Annotated in this window: 15 protein-coding genes; 9 read left to right on the forward strand and 6 right to left on the reverse strand. The window is 45.3% G+C overall.

Going from position 1 to position 18,718, the window contains the following annotated elements:
* The first annotated feature begins 129 nt into the window (after positions 1-129).
* A complete protein-coding gene (locus UF05_RS09810; protein WP_029829328.1) occupies positions 130-1,077 on the forward strand; it encodes a glutathione S-transferase family protein in 948 nt (315 codons plus the stop codon).
* Positions 1,078-1,191: 114 nt separating this feature from the next.
* On the opposite strand, the gene UF05_RS09815 is transcribed toward UF05_RS09810, so the two are convergent.
* Positions 1,192-1,614, reverse strand: a complete 423-nt coding sequence (locus tag UF05_RS09815; protein WP_024700307.1) for a DUF7282 domain-containing protein — start codon at positions 1,612-1,614, stop codon at positions 1,192-1,194.
* Between the two features lie 285 nt (positions 1,615-1,899).
* On the opposite strand from UF05_RS09815, the gene UF05_RS09820 reads away from it, so the two are divergent.
* Positions 1,900-3,174, forward strand: a complete 1,275-nt coding sequence (locus UF05_RS09820; protein ID WP_020838701.1) for an MgtC/SapB family protein — start codon at positions 1,900-1,902, stop codon at positions 3,172-3,174.
* Positions 3,175-3,264: 90 nt separating this feature from the next.
* Here UF05_RS09820 and pta read toward each other — a convergent pair whose 3' ends face one another.
* The gene (gene pta / locus UF05_RS09825; protein WP_005461502.1) at positions 3,265-5,409 is read right to left on the reverse strand and encodes a phosphate acetyltransferase; all 2,145 of its coding nucleotides are present in this window, start codon (positions 5,407-5,409) and stop codon (positions 3,265-3,267) included.
* A 135-nt stretch (positions 5,410-5,544) separates the two neighbouring features.
* Positions 5,545-6,741, reverse strand: coding sequence for an acetate kinase (locus UF05_RS09830; protein WP_005461478.1), 1,197 nt, complete (start codon positions 6,739-6,741; stop codon positions 5,545-5,547).
* Positions 6,742-7,086: 345 nt separating this feature from the next.
* On the opposite strand from UF05_RS09830, the gene yfbV reads away from it, so the two are divergent.
* The 6 genes from yfbV to UF05_RS09860 all read left to right on the forward strand — a co-directional run bounded on the left by yfbV (position 7,087) and on the right by UF05_RS09860 (position 14,358).
* Positions 7,087-7,539 (forward strand): terminus macrodomain insulation protein YfbV, encoded by a 453-nt coding sequence (gene yfbV / locus UF05_RS09835; RefSeq protein ID WP_005461479.1) that lies wholly within the window; start codon positions 7,087-7,089, stop codon positions 7,537-7,539.
* Between the two features lie 367 nt (positions 7,540-7,906).
* Positions 7,907-8,872 carry an ABC transporter substrate-binding protein gene (locus UF05_RS09840; protein ID WP_015297048.1) on the forward strand — a complete coding sequence of 322 codons (966 nt, stop codon included), beginning with the start codon at positions 7,907-7,909 and terminating at the stop codon, positions 8,870-8,872.
* 189 nt (positions 8,873-9,061) lie between these two features.
* Positions 9,062-9,997, forward strand: a complete 936-nt coding sequence (locus UF05_RS09845; RefSeq protein ID WP_005461508.1) for an ABC transporter permease — start codon at positions 9,062-9,064, stop codon at positions 9,995-9,997.
* The gene (locus UF05_RS09850; protein WP_005482418.1) at positions 9,994-10,788 is read left to right on the forward strand and encodes an ABC transporter ATP-binding protein; all 795 of its coding nucleotides are present in this window, start codon (positions 9,994-9,996) and stop codon (positions 10,786-10,788) included. Before UF05_RS09845 ends, UF05_RS09850 begins: the two co-directional genes overlap by 4 nt.
* 174 nt (positions 10,789-10,962) lie before the next feature.
* Positions 10,963-12,789: a maltodextrin glucosidase gene (gene malZ, locus UF05_RS09855; RefSeq protein ID WP_045545722.1), complete on the forward strand. Its 1,827-nt coding sequence runs from the start codon at positions 10,963-10,965 to the stop codon at positions 12,787-12,789.
* A 108-nt stretch (positions 12,790-12,897) separates the two neighbouring features.
* On the forward strand, positions 12,898-14,358 hold the full coding sequence (locus UF05_RS09860) for a sensor domain-containing diguanylate cyclase (RefSeq protein ID WP_020841040.1): 1,461 nt from the start codon (positions 12,898-12,900) through the stop codon (positions 14,356-14,358).
* A 113-nt stretch (positions 14,359-14,471) separates the two neighbouring features.
* On the opposite strand, the gene dusC is transcribed toward UF05_RS09860, so the two are convergent.
* On the reverse strand, positions 14,472-15,440 hold the full coding sequence (gene dusC, locus UF05_RS09865; protein WP_005461533.1) for a tRNA dihydrouridine(16) synthase DusC: 969 nt from the start codon (positions 15,438-15,440) through the stop codon (positions 14,472-14,474).
* Between the two features lie 149 nt (positions 15,441-15,589).
* Between dusC and UF05_RS09870 the strand changes: the two genes are divergently transcribed.
* On the forward strand, positions 15,590-16,198 hold the full coding sequence (locus tag UF05_RS09870) for an SEC-C metal-binding domain-containing protein (protein ID WP_029803508.1): 609 nt from the start codon (positions 15,590-15,592) through the stop codon (positions 16,196-16,198).
* 84 nt (positions 16,199-16,282) lie between these two features.
* Here the strand turns inward: UF05_RS09870 and dsbB are convergent, their stop codons facing one another.
* Positions 16,283-16,819 carry a disulfide bond formation protein DsbB gene (dsbB, locus tag UF05_RS09875; protein ID WP_017448352.1) on the reverse strand — a complete coding sequence of 179 codons (537 nt, stop codon included), beginning with the start codon at positions 16,817-16,819 and terminating at the stop codon, positions 16,283-16,285.
* An 84-nt stretch (positions 16,820-16,903) separates the two neighbouring features.
* Positions 16,904-18,490 carry a Na(+)/H(+) antiporter NhaB gene (gene nhaB, locus UF05_RS09880; protein WP_005494537.1) on the reverse strand — a complete coding sequence of 529 codons (1,587 nt, stop codon included), beginning with the start codon at positions 18,488-18,490 and terminating at the stop codon, positions 16,904-16,906.
* Positions 18,491-18,718 lie beyond the last annotated feature (228 nt).

Here is an 18,718-nt window from a genome sequence, read left to right on the forward strand (position 1 = left end):
CTCACTTTCTTTGAACATGAATTGCAATGCTCATTCGAATTTCTTGAACAAGATGTCCTAAGCGTGATGATTTTCTGTTTCTTATGAATCTCTAATATAAAGGGAGACATAAGAAATAGGAGAGCAATCATGGGTAAGTTGGTCGAAGGCGTATGGCACGATGTGTGGTATGACACAAAAGCGAATGGCGGGAAGTTCGTTCGTGAAGACGCTGGATTTCGTGACTGGATTAAAAATGATTCAGAGGCGGTATTCCAACCAGAATCTGGCCGTTACCATTTGTATGTTTCTCTCGCGTGCCCTTGGGCACATCGAACGCTTATCTTCCGTATGTTGAAAGGTCTAGAGCCACACATTGATGTGACGGTTGTTTGCCCTGATATGCTCAGTCAAGGTTGGCAAATGGGTTTACCCGAGCCACTGTTTGGTCATACACGTATGCACCAAATCTACACTCAAGCGAAACCCGACTACACAGGGCGTGTTACGGTGCCAGTTTTGTGGGACAAAAAGACCAACACCATCGTGTCGAATGAATCGTCAGAGATCATTCGTATGTTTAACTCCGCATTTAACGATCTCACGGGCAATCATGACGATTATTATCCCGAGCCACTACGCGGTGTGATTAATGAATGGAATGATTACATTTATCCAAACGTGAATAATGGGGTGTACCGTTGCGGTTTTGCTACTTCGCAAGAAGCGTATGAAGAGGCTTTTGAATCATTGTTTTCGGCCTTAGATAAAATTGATGGTCATCTGGCGACCCATCGCTATCTAGCAGGCAATAAAATTACGGAAGCCGATTGGCGTTTGTTCACCACGTTAGTGCGTTTTGATGCAGTGTACGTTGGGCACTTCAAGTGTAATAAACAACGCATTGCCGATTACGTCAATATTCAGGGTTATCTGAAAGAGTTGTATCAGATTGATGGTATCGCCGATACCACCGATTTCTATCATATTAAGCGCCATTATTACTTCAGTCACACAGGGATTAATCCAACGCAAGTGGTGCCTAAAGGGCCTGATTTAGACTTTAGTTCTCCTCACCAAAGAGAAATGATCGGTTAGTTTGTAACGGTTCATCCAATACAAAAGCCCTTAACGACGAACTGCGTTGTTAAGGGCTTTTATTCACGCTAAGTACTGGGAGCTAGAGGGGCAATTTTTAAATATATGCTCGTCTTATTTAGCGCGGACGATGTCCATCACCAACTTACCGTCAACTTTTACTGGACCATCTTCTTTGGCTCCGAGTGAATACTCAAATACGCCCGTCTTCATTCCACCTTTTTCTCCGTGGACCATTAGCATCAGCATGTCACCAGACTCAACCGGTTCCATCAAAATTGCATTCACGTTCTCATTTTGTCCCATTTTAAGCGGAGCATAGCCGATCACGGGGCCTGGCTTCATCGATTCGTCTGTTCGGTGTACAACCATCCACCCGTTTTCGTTAGCATGAGCCATTTTTGCCGTTACCGTGCCCGCGGACATATCTTGATCTGCGCCTTCAATACTTGGGGAGGAAAAACTAAACGCAGAAAAACTGAACAGACATGCAGCTAAACCAAACTTTAGGAATGAGTTGTTGATGGAGTTGTTCATATGTATTCCTTACTTATGTGTGAGATTGCGTAATTGCATTCCATCTTCGTTACGTAGTTTCTCGTAAGAAAGTTCAGATGATATGAAAATAATGCCGATAAATTGAACGGGAGAGGGAAAATCGCTCCGTATTATTGAGCTCTGGTGATAGTTAAAAGCTAGAACAAGACCCGCTGGTAAGGCAGGAACGGTGGCCAGTTTCAGATTATCTTCTTGTCGTCACAGCTTCTTACCAATATTCAAATAAACTAATGATATGACAACCGCTTTTTAACGGGGTGATGCATGGATATCAACGAGTTTGCGACTGGCGAGCATCTTATCTGGAATCTGCTTATTGCCTTGCTATTGGGTGCGATTATCGGGACACAGCGCGGCTGGGTGATGCGAAATAGTGTTGAAGGTAGTCGTGTTGCTGGTATTCGTACGTTCTCTCTTGTCGGGTTACTTGGTGGTCTTGTCGCGATTCTTGCGGATCTCTATTCTCCTTTATTGCTTGGTTTTGCCTTGATTGCGTTGGTGATATTGGCGTGTATCGCGTTTGTCATGCAGCAGAAGAAGAGTCGCGATATCAGTATTACTGGCGTGGTTAGCTTGTTGGTGACGTTTGTGTTGGGCAGTTTAGCTGTGTCGGGAGAAGCGGTGCTTGCGGCATCTGCTGCTGTGATTACCGCAGTGGTGCTCGACAACAAACGAGAACTTCACCAAGCGTTGCAAAAATTACAGGAATACGAGCTAGATGCAGCGCTCCGGTTGCTGATTATCTCCATCGTGTTATTGCCGCTTCTTCCAAATCAATCCTATGGCCCTTGGAACGCTCTTAACCCTTACGAGATTTGGTGGATGGTCGTATTGATTGCCAGTATTTCGTTTGTGGGCTATTTCGCAATCAAAATCGGTGGGGCGAAACGTGGCATATTGTTCACCTCCATTTTTGCAGGTTTAAGTTCTTCGACGGCGTTAACACTGCAATTTTCCCATCTTTCTCGGGAGCAAGCCAATATCAGCCCATTGCTTGCTAGTGGCATACTCTTGAGTTGCGGCACCATGTTTCCTCGGCTGTTGATTATTCTGTTTGTGATTAATCCTCAACTTGTCTCGTTACTATGGCCGATTGTGATGGCCATGATGGCGGCGCTGTATTTGCCTGCTTGGTGGATATGGCGGCGGAGTGAAGTGGAACAGATCGAACAATCGAACAAACAGAGCAACCCACTCGCACTGCAATCGGCGCTGTTTTTTGGGATGATGCTGGCGGTGATTATGCTGCTGTCACATGCGCTAGCTGAGTGGTTCGGTAATGCAGGTGTCTTAATTTTATCGGCCCTTTCAGGGATTACGGATGTAGACGCGATTTCCTTGGCGCTCGGTCGTCAGAGCATCCAAATATTGAGCGTAACCACCGCCGCACTGGGTATCTTAATTGCGGCATCGGTCAATACCATTGTTAAGATGAGTATGGTTGTCGCGATAGGAGACAAAAAATTATGGCTTAGGGTCGCGCCTGTGATGGTGGGATGTGTTGCCGTTGGGGCACTGATGTTCTTTGTCTTGTATTGAGTATCTGTTTTCTAAACCGTGTGTCTTGAACAACAAAAAAGCCCTCGACGAATCGAGGGCTTTGACTATTCATTCAAGCAGAGAAAAGAATTACTTCTGTTCTTGAGTTGCTTGGATTGCTGTTAGAGCGATGGTGTACACGATATCGTCTACTAGCGCGCCACGAGACAAGTCGTTTACTGGCTTGCGCATACCTTGCAGCATTGGACCGATAGATACTAGGTCTGCTGAACGTTGTACCGCTTTGTAAGTCGTGTTACCAGTGTTTAGGTCTGGGAATACGAATACTGTCGCTTTACCTGCAACTGGAGAGTTTGGTGCTTTAGAAGCAGCAACGTTTTCCATGATCGCAGCGTCGTACTGTAGAGGACCGTCGATGATAAGATCAGGACGTTTCTCTTGAGCCAGTTTTGTTGCTTCACGTACTTTATCAACGTCTGCACCCTTACCAGATTCACCAGTAGAGTAAGAGATCATTGCAACGCGTGGTTCGATACCGAATGCTGCTGCAGAGTCAGCAGATTGAATAGCGATTTCAGCAAGCTGTTCAGCTGTTGGATCTGGGTTGATTGCACAGTCACCGTATACCAGTACTTGATCAGGCAGAAGCATGAAGAATACTGAAGATACGATAGACGCGTTAGGTGCAGTCTTGATGATCTGGAACGGAGGAACGATAGTGTTCGCCGTAGTGTGAACAGCACCAGAAACTAGGCCGTCAACTTCGTTGTTCTCAAGCATCATTGTGCCAAGGAATACTGAATCTTGTAGTTTCTCACGAGCTACAACTTCAGTCATACCTTTCGCGCCACGTAGCTCAACTAGACGAGCAACGTAGTTTTCGCGAATAGCATCAGCGTCGATGATTTGAACGCCAGCACCTAGCTCAACACCTTGCTGCGCTGCAACGCGTTTGATTTCTGCTGGGTTACCTAGAAGCACACATTCTGCAATGCCGCGCTCTGCACAGATAGCCGCTGCTTTCACTGTACGTGGCTCATCACCTTCAGGAAGAACGATGCGCTTACCTGCTTTACGAGCAAGTTCAGTTAACTGGTAACGGAACGCTGGTGGGCTTAGACGACGAGATTTTTGAGTACCTTCCGTCATTGACTCGATCCAGTTACCGTCGATGTGACCAGCAACGTGCTCGTTAATGAACTCGATACGCTCTTTGTCGTCTGCAGGTACTTCAATGCTGAAGCTCTGTAGGTTTAGAGAAGTCTGCCAAGTGTTACCTTGTGCTTTGAAGATAGGTAGACCAGTTTCGAATGCTGGCTTACATAGACCTTCGATCTCACGTGGGATGTCGTAACCGCCAGTTAGCAGTACAGCACCGATATCAACGCCGTTCATTGCCGCTAGAGAAGCTGCAACGATTACGTCTGGACGGTCTGCAGAAGTAACAAGTAGAGAACCTGGTTTGAAGTGCTCAATCATGTTTGGCAGAGAACGTGCACAGAACGTGATGCTCTTGATGCGACGAGTGTTGATGTCACCTTCGTTGATGATATCTGCTTTCAGGTGCTTCGCCATGTCGATTGCACGAGTAGCAATAAGATCGATGCTCCATGGCACGCAACCTAGTACACGAATTGGAGAAGTGTTGAAGATTTCCATCACTTTCATTTCGTTTTGCTTCGCGCTGTCTGCATCGTCAAAGATTTCAGATAGGTCAGGGCGAGTACGGCCAGCTTCGTCAACAGGTGCGTTTAGCTTGTTGATGATAACGCCAGAGATGTTTTTGTTCTTAGTACCGCCGAAGTTAGAACATGCTACTTCGATGCGCTCTTTAAGTTGAGCTGGGTTATCAGTGCCTGGAGTAGCCACTAGAACAATTTCTGCGCCAAGTGTTGCTGCGATTTCAGCGTTCACTTGGTTAGCGAATGGGTGCTTACGAGTTGGTACTAGACCTTCGATAAGTGTTACATCCGCATCTTTATTGATTTGGTTGTAACGCTCAACAACAGTTTCTAGTAGCTCGTCCATGTTGTCGTTACCGATCAGGCTCTCAGCAACAGACATCGCCATAGGTTCACCGATCTTCATATCGCTGTTGTGGCCAACGATAGTAGAAGTCAGGTCAGGTTGATCACCACCAGAACGTGGTTGAGAAATTGGTTTGTAGAAAGAAACCTTAACGCCTTTGCGCTCCATTGCGCGAAGAACACCCATGCTTACGCTAGTTAGACCAACACCAGCACTTGCAGGGATAAGCATAATAGTACGAGACATTCGTAGAGTACCTTTAGCTATTGGGGGATAAAAGCTCAACTCTTATTCCATGACGCTCGAAGAATAGGAGTTGAGCCCCTAAGAAATTCGTTGGATGAAAATCTGGCTAGCCAAGTGGCTAGCCAGAAAATTCAATTAAAGACCTGCTAGACGTGCAGTGTCTTCAGCAATAACTAACTCTTCGTTAGTAGAGATAACCATTGCAGGGATACGGCTGTTTTCAGTAGTGATAACGCCTTCGCCGCCGAAACGAGCTTTAAGGTTAGCTTCGCTGTCTACTTCGATACCGAAGATACCTAGACGGTTTAGAACCATTTCACGGATAGGTGCAGAGTTTTCGCCGATGCCGCCAGTGAAAGTGATTGCGTCTAGACGACCATCTAGAGTTGCTGTGTAACCAGCAACGTACTTAGCTAGACGGTGACAGAACACGTCCATTGCACGAGTTGCTTCTTCTTTCTCACCGTAGTTGTCTTCAACGAAACGACAGTCAGAAGTCACTTCAGTTAGACCTTGAAGGCCAGACTCTTTAGTTAGCATTGTGTTGATTTTCTCAACTGAGTAACCAAGAGTGTCGTGTAGGTGGAAGATGATCGCAGGGTCGATGTCACCACAACGAGTACCCATTACTAGACCTTCAAGTGGCGTTAGACCCATTGAAGTATCTACAGATTGACCGTTCTTAACTGCACATACAGAAGCACCGTTACCTAGGTGACAGTTGATGATGTTTACTTCTTCAACTGGTTTGTTTAGTAGGCCTGCAACTTCACGAGTGATGAATAGGTGTGAAGTACCGTGCATGCCGTAACGACGGATACCGTGCTCTTTGTATAGGTTGTATGGAAGAGCGTATAGGTAAGACTCTTCAGGCATTGTTTGGTGGAAAGCAGTATCGAACACAGCAACGTTTTTAAGAGCTGGGAAAGATTTTTGAGCTGCTTTGATACCGATGATGTGTGCAGGGTTGTGAAGTGGTGCTAGAGTTGCACAGTCTTCGATACCTTTTAGTACGTCGTCAGTGATAAGTGCAGACTGAGTGAATTGCTCGCCGCCGTGTACTACACGGTGACCGATAGCAGCTAGGTTCTCAGAAAGCTCTGGCTTAGAAGCAAGAATAGTTTCTACCATGAACGCTAGTGCTTCTTCGTGTGCTGCACCGTTACCAAGTTGAGCTTCGTGTTTGCCATCAAGTTTCCACTTGATACGTGCTTCAGGAAGGTGAAGACATTCAGCAAGACCTGATAGATGCTCTTCGCCGTTCTCGGCATCAACAACAGCAAATTTAAGAGAAGAACTACCGCAGTTTAAAACTAAAACTAGCTTAGACATGTGTGACTACCTGTTATTCGTCTGATCAAAATCAGTTAAAGGATGAAAAATTAATCACAAGAATAGCCGATACCAGCAATGCTGCGTACTAATCTTGGTCAAAAATCGTTCTAATTCCATATAAAGAAATAGTGATGAACCCATCCATCACTATGATGCGATCCGTGCAGATAGATATCTCGGAGTTGCTTAAATTGTAAATAACAGCAACAATGAGATTGAGGGTCTGCAAAGGATAGCGATAATAGGCAATGATAACAAAAAAAATTTGAAAGAATATTAACTTTCATCAATTTTTTGCACCTTCAGTTGAAATGTTCAACTATTTTTTAGTGAGAGAGCGGTATGAGTAATAAAGTCGGATTGATCCATAGCCTGAAAGATGGCCAAAGTTACATGGAGATCTGGCCAGTTCGTAAAGAGCTGGGTGCCATATTTCCTGAGCAACGTATTATCAAAGCGACTCGTTTTGGCATTAAAGTCATGCCAGCTGTCGCTGCTATCAGTGTTCTCACTCAAATGGCGTTCAACAATTACAACGCGTTACCTCAATCTATCGTCGTAGCCCTGTTTGCTATCAGCTTGCCTTTGCAAGGTATCTGGTGGCTCGGTGCTCGCTCAAACACCAAATTACCGCCATCATTGGCTTCTTGGTATCGCGAACTTCATCAAAAAATCGTGGAAACAGGCTTTGCCTTAGAGCCAGTTAAAGCGCGACCTCGTTATAAAGAGCTCGCAATAATTTTGAATCGTGCTTTCCGCCAGCTTGATAAGTCTTCACTAGAGCGCTGGTTCTAACTCATTTTAGCGTTCAACAATTTTTAAATGGAGTGTGTAATTGCCACTCCATTTTTTGTTTTGTCTATTTCCTCATCGCGCAGTATGCGCAGTGGGGCTAAGCCTTTAGCCCGCAACCATCCTCTAGCTACGTTTGAGTGCATTACATTGTTGCGTAATAGAATGCGATCTTGCGATCACAAATGTTGCCTTAGTGTTAAATGTTTCTTTTCTTTACTAAGACTTAGTAGTAATAATAAAAATAAGATGCACAAGAAGTGCACAGATACGCAAACACAATATCACGCCTTCTCACATTTGATCTCATGAGTATCCACATATTGCTGAAGCTCGTGAAACAAGGACGAAGACACATCAAGGAGTTATGATGAAAACGAAACGTTTATTAGCCACTGCCGTTCTATCCGCTACTGCTATTCTTTCTTCCACCCATGTATTTGCTAATACCGCAACAGTTGCGGTTTCTCAGATCGTTGAGCATCCAGCTTTGGATGCCACTCGCCAAGGTTTGCTAGATGGATTAAAAGCAAAAGGCTATGAAGAGGGTAAAAACCTAGAATTCGACTACAAAACAGCACAAGGTAACCCTGCAATTGCGGTGCAAATTGCGCGTCAATACGTGGGAGAGAGCCCAGACGTGCTAGTCGGTATTGCAACGCCGTCAGCGCAGGCACTGGTTTCTGCGACTCGTACTATTCCTGTTGTGTTTACTGCGGTGACTGATCCGGTAGGAGCCAAGTTGGTTAAATCGATGAAGCAGCCGGGCAAAAACGTAACAGGTTTATCAGACCTGTCTCCAGTGGCTCAGCACGTGGAGCTCATTCAAGAAATCCTTCCTCAAGTCAAAAGCATTGGTGTCGTCTTCAACCCTGGCGAGGCGAATGCGGTGACGCTGGTTAATCTTCTAAAAGAAAGTGCAGAGGCGAAAGGCATTACAGTGGTGGAAGCCACTGCTTTGAAAAGTGCCGATGTTCAATCTGCTACGCAAGCCATCGCAGCAAAATCAGACATCCTTTACGCGCCTACGGATAACACTGTAGCGAGTGCGATCGAAGGCATGATTGTCGCGGCGAACCAAGCGAAAAAGCCAGTCTTTGGCGGTGCAACATCTTATGTTGAAAAAGGTGCGATTGCTGGCCTTGGTTTTGACTACTACCAAGTCGGTGTGCAAACGGCAGATTACGTAGCAGCCATACTTGATGGTCAAGAGCCAGGAAAGTTGGATGTAAAAGTCGCAACGGGTTCGGATTTGGTCATCAATGAGAGCGCCGCTTCTAAGTTGGGCATCCAACTGCCGAGTTCTGTTGTTCAACGTGCGACTAGCATGCAGTAAATCACTTATCTTGAGGTAAGGACTCTTTCTCTCAGGCCCATTTGTCTCAGCATGAAAAATGGGCTCGTAAATCGTAAGTTTATGAGAGCAAGTTTTTTCTGAGTGGATTGCTCTCTTTACCTCGACCTAAGTTGAAAGTTGTAACGTCAGATCGCTGCTAGCGATCTGAACATGCAGAAAGGAGCAGTTATGTCTGCATTTGCTTTTTTTGGCGCGCTTGAGATCGGCTTGATTTATGGCTTGGTTGCTTTGGGCGTCTATCTTACGTTTCGTGTTCTTGATTTTCCTGACTTAAGTGTTGATGGTAGTTTCCCTATGGGAGCCGCGGTTGCTGCGACAGCTATCGTTGCAGGCATCAACCCTTGGATTGCAACCGGTATGGCGATTATTGCTGGTGGCATGACAGGCTGGGTCACCGCATTTCTCGCTGTACGCTGTGGAATTTTGCATCTCTTAGCGTCCATCCTCACTATGATTGCCGCGTTTTCTATCAACATTCGTATCATGGGCAAACCCAATATGGCTCTTTTGGGTGAAGACACCATTCTCACTCCTTTTGAATCGATGGGCGATGCGATGTTTATTCGTCCGTTAGTCGTAGGCGTACTGGTTCTCATCTCTGCCTTTTTGGTGGTGCGATTGCTAAATAGCGATTTCGGCTTGGGCCTTCGAGCGACGGGTGTGAATGGCCGAATGGTGTCTGCGCAAGGCGCAAGCACAGGGTTCTACACCTATTTTTGTTTGGCGCTGTCGAACGGGTTTGTTGGCTTCGCTGGTGCGCTATTTGCGCAAACCAACAGTTTTGCTGACGTAACATCAGGCGTTGGTACCATCGTGGTCGGCTTAGCGGCGGTTATTTTGGGCCAAACACTCATTCCCGGTCGCAAAATTTGGGTTGCCGTTTGCGCCGTTATTTTGGGCTCGGTGTTGTATCGACTAGCCGTCGCTTTTGCGTTGAGTTCTGGCATGTTTGGCCTTCAGGCCTCGGATCTCAATCTCGTGACCGCAGTATTGGTTGCGGTAGCGCTCATTGCACCTAAGCTCAAGCAAAGTATGAAAGCCAAGCAACGCGTAACGACTGCGAAACAAGCGGCATCTAAAAATGGTTCTGGGGAGGCGTTATGATTGAACTCAACAACATCCAAGTGACGTTCAACCCTGGTACGATTTTGGAAAATCGCGCGTTGAAAGGGGTATCGTTAGAAGTACCAGAGCACCAATTTCTAACCGTAATCGGGTCTAACGGTGCGGGTAAATCGACATTGCTCGGAGCGGTGACGGGTGAGACACCAATGATTGGTGGTCAAGTGATCATTGATGGCAAAGACGTCACCAAGCAGACGGTTGCCCAGCGCGCTACTCAATGTGCACGAGTGTTTCAGGACCCGTTAGCAGGAACGTGTGGTGAGCTAACCATTGAAGAAAACATGGCTCTAGCGTACATGAGAGGTAAAAAACGTGGCTGGGGGCTGGCGCTGTCTGCCAAACGTCGCAAGTTGTTCCAAGAACGCATCAGTATTTTGGGTTTAGGTTTGGAAGACCGATTGGGTGACAGTATTGGTTTGTTGTCTGGTGGACAACGACAAGCCGTGAGCCTGGTGATGGCGACGTTATCGGAGAGTAAGTTATTGCTGCTTGATGAACATACGGCCGCGCTTGACCCGCGTATGGCGGCTTTTGTCATCGATTTAACCAAGCGTATCGTCAATGAGTTTGATCTGACGGTGATGATGGTAACGCACTCGATGAAAGACGCGCTCGCTTGTGGTGATAGAACCGTCATGCTCCACCAAGGGGAAATCGTTCTGGATGTCGCTGGAGAGCAGCGCGCCAATATGCAAGTGCCTGATTTACTAGACATGTTCTCTAAAGTTCGAGGCGAAGAACTTTCGGATGACAGTTTATTGCTCAATTAAATAGCCTGTCTGATTCGTTACGCATTTCTTCGACATAGTTAGAGCCAAGACTACGCCTACCAAGTGTGATCCTCCTGGAGAAAATAGGTAAAGCACCGAATTTCCAAGGAGGATTTTTTGTCTCTCATTCTTTAATAAAATAGTGGCATATCCACCTATTAAAGAGTGCTTATTATGTCTTTGCCATTTCTCTTTCATAGCCAGACGGTTGATGGTTTAGCCTTCGATGGTAAACGCGTGAAGGCCTGTCTAAAAACAGAAGCGTTAACATTTGATGCTGTTTATGTGCGTATTGAGCCAGACAACGAAGAATACCTTGTCGCCATGGTGCAATGCGGCAGAGCTGGAGAGTTGCTGCTGTGGGAAGTATCGTTCGAGCCGAATAGAGATCGAGACATCACCCACTATGTATTTAAAGTCGTTAGAAACGGTCAGCAATATTGGCTAGACGCACGTGGCGTGCAAAAACGTATTCCGCCCAAAGAATTTCATTTCAAATTGAATGTAAACCATCAACCGCCAAGGTGGGTTCAAGAACAAGTTTTCTATCAGATTTTTCCTGATCGTTTTGCCGCGAGTCAAAGTGAGTCTGCGATTCGTGAAGCGTACTGCGAGTACGATCCTGATGCTGTGATTAAAACGTGGGGAGAACCAGTAGGGAATCACCAAAACTCTGGGGCACGTGAGTTCTTCGGTGGTGATCTAAAAGGCGTTGAGCAAAAGCTTGGATACCTTGAACAATTGGGTGTGACCGCACTGTACTTCAATCCGATTTTTTCCTCGCCAAGTAACCATAAGTACGACACCACGGATTATTTCACGGTTGATCCTATGCTCAGCACCAACGAGCATTTTGCGTCATTGTGCGAAAAAATCCGCAGCAAAAACATGAAGATCGTATTGGATGCGGTCTTTAACCATACTTCTGTGCATCACCCTTGGTTTGATATTCAGCAGAAAGGTAAAGGCGCATACGGGAATCCTCAATCCGATTTTCGCGACTATTACTTTTTTGATGGGGAGAGTAATCACTACATTGGCTGGAAAGGAATCGACAATCTGCCGGTATTGAATTTTGAGAATCACGAAGTCAGAGAATATATCTACCAAGGTGAGGCATCGGTTATCAAACATTGGCTGAAGCCGCCATATTCCGTGGATGGCTGGCGTTTTGATGTCATTCATATGCTAGGTGAAGGGGAGGGGGCGAAAAACAACGCTCACTACGTGAAAGCATTTCGCCAAGCGACCAAATCCGTTAATCCGAATGCTTATGTGTTAGGTGAGCATTTTTTTGAGGCGACTCAATGGCTGCAAGGGGAGCAAGAAGACGGCGCGATGAACTACTACGGTTTTGCCCACCCTGTTCGAGCGTTTATTGCGCATCAAGACATCACGTACGACCCAATCGATATAGATGGTTTTGAGTTCAAAGCGTGGTTGGATGAAGCCAGAGCAAAAGTTCCTTTTGCCAATCAGCTCTCACAACTCAATCAACTCGATAGCCATGACACGGCGCGTTTTCTCACCTTGGTGAATGGGGATGAGAAAAAAATGCAAATCGCGTTGGCCTTACTCATGACTTATGTCGGCGCACCATGCATTTATTATGGTAGTGAAGTCGGTCTTGAGGGAAGCTTTGACCCAGATAACAGACGTTGTTTCCCTTGGCATTTAGTTCAGGGTTCTCCTTGGCTCCATCTGTACCAACAGTGGATTGAAATTCGTAAACAGTTCAAAGCCCTACAATCTGGCAGCATGCAATGGCTTTATTGTGACGAAAGGGCATTTGCTTATGCAAGACAGCTTGGTGAAGAGACGATCATTGTTGCAGTCAATATTGGTCTACAAGAAAGCACGATTGACCTACCATTGTGGCAGTTAGGCTTGAATGCGAAACACTTGCATCAATTATTAGATAAGTGTGAAATAATTGATTATGAAGGTCATGTTTCTGTCAATATGGCAGCATTAAGTATCAATTTGTGGCAAGTGAAGTGACACCGCATTCTATATTTATTAAAATTTGTGAATATGTTCATTAATAACTATAAACAGCCTCTTTAAGCCGATGCATATGAGAGGCGAACACTTAAACAATGGTACTCAATGGTTAACCAAAGGCGATTTAGCCTCTCATTTGTTGTTTTCTTTCCTTTAGTTCTATTCATTGTGGTAATGCTCGTTACTACAAAAAACTACTACGATGCAGTCAATCGTTATATTGATACTGAATATTCGCGTATCGATAGAGCGTTAACTCGTGGTATCAAAGTCTTAACTGCACTGGACTACAGCTTTACCAACTATTCAAACTTCGCGAACCCTCTTTCTGAAGAGCATAACTCTATTGTGAAAGGCGACATCTGCTATATATGGCCGATTGATGTTTTGCTATTGGAGAACGTTTACAGCGATGGCCTGCCAGCGGTTGATGTTGATTACATGATCGTCGGCGAAAAAAGCTTGTGTCAGGCAGGGACGAAAATCAACAAACTTGCAGAGCAAAAAGCAGGCTTTGCCCCTTCTTTGTCCTTCCTTCATGATATTGAATCCCACATTGTTGGTATCCATTACATCGATAAACGTGGTTATGTGATTTCGTCGCCCGATAAGTACGCTAAGAATTTTACTAAAGAGCTTTGGTCAACGTTAAAGGCGAGGCCATTCTGGCAAAAAACCGCGCAAGATAAGGTCAACATTACATTGGCTGGGCCTGGGCCGACGCTTGATTCCATGGAAGGGCAAATCATCAGTTTAACAGTGCCAATTTACGAAAAAGGTGTCCACCAAGGGGTGCTCTCGATTGATTTTGATGTCGATGCGCTGCTCACGACTTCTGAAAACCTTGTCGGGAAGCTGCACTTAGTTTCCAATTTTCAAACGATTCCTGAAGATGCCGTGCGGATTCAGCCCATTGAAAAAGAGCGCTTGAGTGCCAATCACAGTATTTATTACGAATATAACTTATGGAGCGAGATTAAGAATTTAACGTTCTTTGAAAAGTACAGCATCATGGTCGCGGTCTTTATTTACGTATTGAGTACCGTAGTACTGTTTTATGTGAACATGCACACCGAACGTCGCTACTTTAAAGATCTTGCTGCAAGAGACCCAATGACAGGGTTGCTCAACCGCAGAGGAATGCAGGCCGTTTGGCGTAATAAAATGACGAAGAAGAACGTGGCATTGGCTGTGTTTGATATCGATAACTTTAAGACTATCAATGACACTTACGGCCATGATGTAGGTGACTCTGCGATTCAACTGGTCGCGAAGTGCATCCGAGACAACATTCGTCACAGTGACGTCGCATCTCGCTTTGGTGGCGAAGAGTTTATTCTCGCGATATACGATGAAGATATTGAAGGGATGAAGCACATTCTCGAACGAGTCAAAAAAGCGATTGATGAACGATCACGACGAGTTACGAAGAATGGATTTACCGTATCGGGTGGTGTGGTCTTTAGCTCTGCAAGCAAAGCGGAAAGCTTTGATGAACTGTTCAAGGCGGCTGATGAGAAGCTCTATGAAGCGAAAAGTACCGGAAAGAACAAGATTTGTTATTAGTTCGAGGCGCGCTTGCTAAAAAGCAGTCTGACAAATAGCTAAAAGGGCGATAATATCGCCCTTTTTTGTACTTGTCGTTCAACCATCATGCACAATTCGTGCATTTGGAGTGCTTAAGCCACTTGGCTTTGACGCGATTGGAGTTCATCGCGGTAGCGCTGGATGTGCTCAACAATCGGTGCTGCTTTATTAAATGTTCGGATTTCGCGGAATAATTCGTTAGCTTCTGGGTAAGATTGGCGCAGGTAAGCGAACCATTGCTTCACGCGGTTTGGATAGTACAAACCTTTATCACCCTTCATTTCAAACTTTGAGTAGTAGATCAGCAGGTCGACCACATCAGACCAAACCATTGGCGTGTGGTTGTGTTTTACCATGTTACCTAGGTTAGGAATGTTGAACGCGCCACGGCACACCATCAGAGAGTCGACACCAGTGGTTTCAATGCAGCGTTGACCATCTTCGAAATTCCAGATTTCACCATTGGCAATCAAAGGGATGGAGAATCGCTCGCGAATTTTATTGATGTATTCCCACTTGATTTCAGATGCTTTATAACCGCCTTGCTTAGTACGAGCGTGAACGGTCAGTTCATTCGCTCCCGCAGATTGAATCGCATCCACGATTTCAAAACAGTCTTCAGGGTTTTCCCAGCCCAGACGAATTTTTGCGGATACAGGGATATTCGCAGGCACTGCGTCACGGCATGCTTTTACCACGCTATGAATCAACTCAGGATGCTGCAATAGCGCCGCACCTCCTTTGCTTTTGTTGACCATTTTTGCTGGGCAACCAAAATTTAGGTCGATGCCGCGCGCGCCAAGCTCTGCTGCTCGGATTGCGTTTTCCGCCATCCAGTGAGGCTCTTGGCCTAGTAGTTGAACATGTACAGGCACACCAGAAGTGGTCTGAGAGCCTTGCATAAGCTCCGGACATAAGCGATGAAAGACATGGTCTGGCAGGACTTGATCGATCACTCGAACGAACTCCGTCACACACAGATCATAGTCGTTTATTTCGGTCAGGATTTGGCGCATCAAATGGTCTAAAACGCCTTCCATTGGGCCTAATACAACTCGCATAGTTTGCCTAATACAGTTTGGTGATAAAAAGGAGGGCGATTGTAGCGATGTCGGCTAAGTTTGTCATTAAAAGACTCGGCGCTGGTGCCAACTGGCATCTCACTTGTATTGGAGTATAATGCCGCCAAATTCATGGGAAACCAGATGTCATGCAATACACTTTGATTGAAAAAGGTGAAGTTCAACTTGATGAATCTTCGCTATTTATTGAAGGTGCGGTACTTGCCGCAAACCTAACCACAAAACCTTTGGCGCCAGAGGCCTGGCTTGAGCCGTTATTTGGTGAAGGTTTTAAATCGATTCAGCCAGCGGTCGAAGAGCAAATTCACAAGCAACATAACCGTATTTTACGTAATGAGTATTCAGCTCTAGAGCTAACTGAAAAAGATCCTGAGCAGTTAGCCGATTTTGCTGAAGGTTTCATGTCGGTTTGGCCTTTGATTGAAGAGCAGTGGCAAGAGGTTGAGTTAAATGATGGTTTACAACGTATGTTGCAAGCGCTGCTTACCACAATGATGCTAGCCATTGATGAAGAGTCTACTCAGCAACATATGCGTGACGCGGGCATTGAAACGCCGCCAGCGTTAATAGACCTTGTTGATCAACTTGATTTGATGTTAGTTGAAGTCGCATTGGGTGCAGATGAACTAATGGTTGGCAATAAATCTCAAAGCTTAAACCCATTTAAAAATGTGGGGCGTAACGATCCATGCCCTTGTGAGAGCGGTAAAAAGTTCAAGCAATGTTGTGGTAAGTAACACTATAAAAGCGAGTTACTGAATCGAACCCAATAAAAAGCCGACCCTAAGGTCGGCTTTTTCTCATCTATATTTTTATACGCCTTAACGAATTGGATTCTTACGTTTCACCGGAAAGAACTGTGCAATCACGATCAACGCCAAAGCAACCAAGTTACCAGCGAAGATAACTACCAACCATTGTGGCATCGATAAGTCGAAGAACTGCCAAACAATTTTTGAACAATCGCCATACGCTTCAAACATCCAAGGAACCCATTGGTTTAACGGAGCCCAACTTGGGAAGGTGACAAAAAGATCACAAGTTGCAAATGGTGATGGATTGAACTGGTAATCAACATGCTGCATTGCAAGCATCAATCCTTTGTACGAGCTTAATCCCCAACCAATAAGCCCTAACCAGCGGAATAGTGCGTTGTTCGGTGCGATAAGTCCGATGATAGCTGCACCGCCAATACCCATCATTGCCACACGCTCATAAATACACATTACGCACGGGGCAAGCATCATTACGTGTTGGAAGTAGAGTGCGCAGGCTTCAAAAAATATGATGAACAAAAGAAGAAGCAACCACGATAAGCGTCCCTTCGAAAACTGGTTAAGTGATGAAAAAATAGTCACGGTTTCAATCCTGTCTGAAATAGAAAAAAGCTCTGAATACTCAGAGCTTTTTATCGTGTATAAGTTTCCTAATCAACTCAAATTTTAGTGTCCGCCAGACACAACTGGAGTCAGATCACCGGTATGAGGTGCAATCCAGCCCGCATCGTAGAAAGACGCTGTTGCTGGCTCTAGGAAGAACATGATGCCCATCAGACCTACAATCGCCAAAACGACAGTGTATGGCAATGCCATCACTACCATTCGACCGTAAGACAGACGAATTAACGGTGCTAGCGCAGACGTTAGTAGGAATAGGAAAGCGGCTTGACCGTTTGGCGTTGCAACAGAAGGTAAGTTTGTACCAGTGTTGATTGCAACTGCTAGCAGGTCGAACTGTTCACGCGTGATCAAGCCTTCCATAAGGGCTGATTTTACTTCGTTGATGTATACCGTACCTACGAATACGTTGTCCGAAACCATCGATAACAAACCGTTCGCAACGTAGAAGAGGGCAAGCTGTGTGCCTTTGTCTTCAACGGCTAAGACGGCGTCAATAACAGGTTTGAATAGCTCTTGGTCAATGATTACTGCAACGATCGAGAAGAAAACCGCGAGTAGGGCTGTGAAAGGCAGAGCCTCTTCAAATGCTTTGCCCATTGAGTGCTCTTCAATGACGCCAGTAAATGACGTTGCTAGGATAATGACAGACAGACCAATCAGGCCAACGGCTGCTAAGTGAAGCGCTAACGCGACAATCAGCCAAACGGCGATAATACCTTGTACCCACAGTTTTGCGACGTCTTGGTTTGTACGTGTCTTACGTTCTTCGCGGTCAAAGTCCACAAGGATTTTACGTACGTTATCAGGCAGTTGTGCGCCGTAACCAAATACTTTTAGCTTCTCAACCAATGCACAGGTAATAAGGCCACAGATAAATACTGGTAACGTCACAGGAGACATACGGATTAGGAATTCACCAAATAACCAACCCGCTTGGTCTGCAATGATAAGGTTTTGAGGTTCACCAACCATCGTTGTTACGCCGCCCAGAGCGGTACCCACACCAGCGTGCATAAGCAGCGAACGTAGGAATGCACGATAGTTTTCAAGGTCATCACGAGTCAGTTCTGTGATGGTGTCGTCTTGAGTATGGTCGTGATCGCCAATTGGGTTACCTGAAGCAACTTTGTGGTAAATCGAGTAGAAACCAACTGCTACGCTGATGACAACAGCGATTACTGTCAACGCATCTAAGAATGCTGACAAAAACGCGGCTGCGAAACAGAATGCAAGCGAAAGCAGAGTTTTTGAACGAATACCAAGCAGGATTTTGGTGAAGATGAACAGCAGAAGCTGTTTCATGAAGTAGATACCCGCAACCATGAATACTAAAAGTAGTAATACTTCTATATTCGCAACCAACTCATGTTTTACTTGCGCTGGGCTGGTCATGCCAATAGCAATAGCTTCAATTGCAAGTAAACCACCAGGTTGTAATGGGTAGCATTTTAAAGCCATTGCAAGCGTGAAAATAAATTCCGCGACAAGCAGCCACCCAGCAACAAATGGATTTATTAGGAAGAAAACAATCGGGTTAATAATAAGGAAGGCTATAATGGCAACTTTGTACCAATCAGGCGCTTTACCAAGGAAATTCTTGATAAAAGCGTTTCCGAGCGATATCGGCATGATAATTCTCTTTATAACAATATTATGAATAGACACTACAATTAGCGCTCAAGTATCTGTTTGTTAGACTTATTAACTAGTCTTTTAAAACAATAACTTAGTAAAACAACAATCCTTTGTTTTATTGTAGTTTTGCCAAGTTACTTCCCCTGAACTCAAGCACCGCTCACTTTCGATCGCAAACTCTACACTCCGGCTTTTATTAGTCAATAACAAAACGTAATGCTT

The sequence above is a fragment of the Vibrio sp. S457-15 genome, from assembly GCF_000960545.1.
Taxonomy (GTDB): domain Bacteria; phylum Pseudomonadota; class Gammaproteobacteria; order Enterobacterales; family Vibrionaceae; genus Vibrio; species Vibrio parahaemolyticus.

Bases quoted from the DNA above. Each gene is read 5' to 3' on its own strand.
- UF05_RS09810 (WP_029829328.1), top strand. From the start codon at position 130: ATGGGTAAGTTGGTCGAAGGCGTATGGCACGATGTGTGGTATGACACA.
- UF05_RS09815 (WP_024700307.1), bottom strand. From the start codon at position 1,614: ATGAACAACTCCATCAACAACTCATTCCTAAAGTTTGGTTTAGCTGCA.
- UF05_RS09820 (WP_020838701.1), top strand. From the start codon at position 1,900: ATGGATATCAACGAGTTTGCGACTGGCGAGCATCTTATCTGGAATCTG.
- pta (WP_005461502.1), bottom strand. From the start codon at position 5,409: ATGTCTCGTACTATTATGCTTATCCCTGCAAGTGCTGGTGTTGGTCTA.
- UF05_RS09830 (WP_005461478.1), bottom strand. From the start codon at position 6,741: ATGTCTAAGCTAGTTTTAGTTTTAAACTGCGGTAGTTCTTCTCTTAAA.
- yfbV (WP_005461479.1), top strand. From the start codon at position 7,087: ATGAGTAATAAAGTCGGATTGATCCATAGCCTGAAAGATGGCCAAAGT.
- UF05_RS09840 (WP_015297048.1), top strand. From the start codon at position 7,907: ATGAAAACGAAACGTTTATTAGCCACTGCCGTTCTATCCGCTACTGCT.
- UF05_RS09845 (WP_005461508.1), top strand. From the start codon at position 9,062: ATGTCTGCATTTGCTTTTTTTGGCGCGCTTGAGATCGGCTTGATTTAT.
- UF05_RS09850 (WP_005482418.1), top strand. From the start codon at position 9,994: ATGATTGAACTCAACAACATCCAAGTGACGTTCAACCCTGGTACGATT.
- malZ (WP_045545722.1), top strand. From the start codon at position 10,963: ATGTCTTTGCCATTTCTCTTTCATAGCCAGACGGTTGATGGTTTAGCC.
- UF05_RS09860 (WP_020841040.1), top strand. From the start codon at position 12,898: ATGGTTAACCAAAGGCGATTTAGCCTCTCATTTGTTGTTTTCTTTCCT.
- dusC (WP_005461533.1), bottom strand. From the start codon at position 15,440: ATGCGAGTTGTATTAGGCCCAATGGAAGGCGTTTTAGACCATTTGATG.
- UF05_RS09870 (WP_029803508.1), top strand. From the start codon at position 15,590: ATGCAATACACTTTGATTGAAAAAGGTGAAGTTCAACTTGATGAATCT.
- nhaB (WP_005494537.1), bottom strand. From the start codon at position 18,490: ATGCCGATATCGCTCGGAAACGCTTTTATCAAGAATTTCCTTGGTAAA.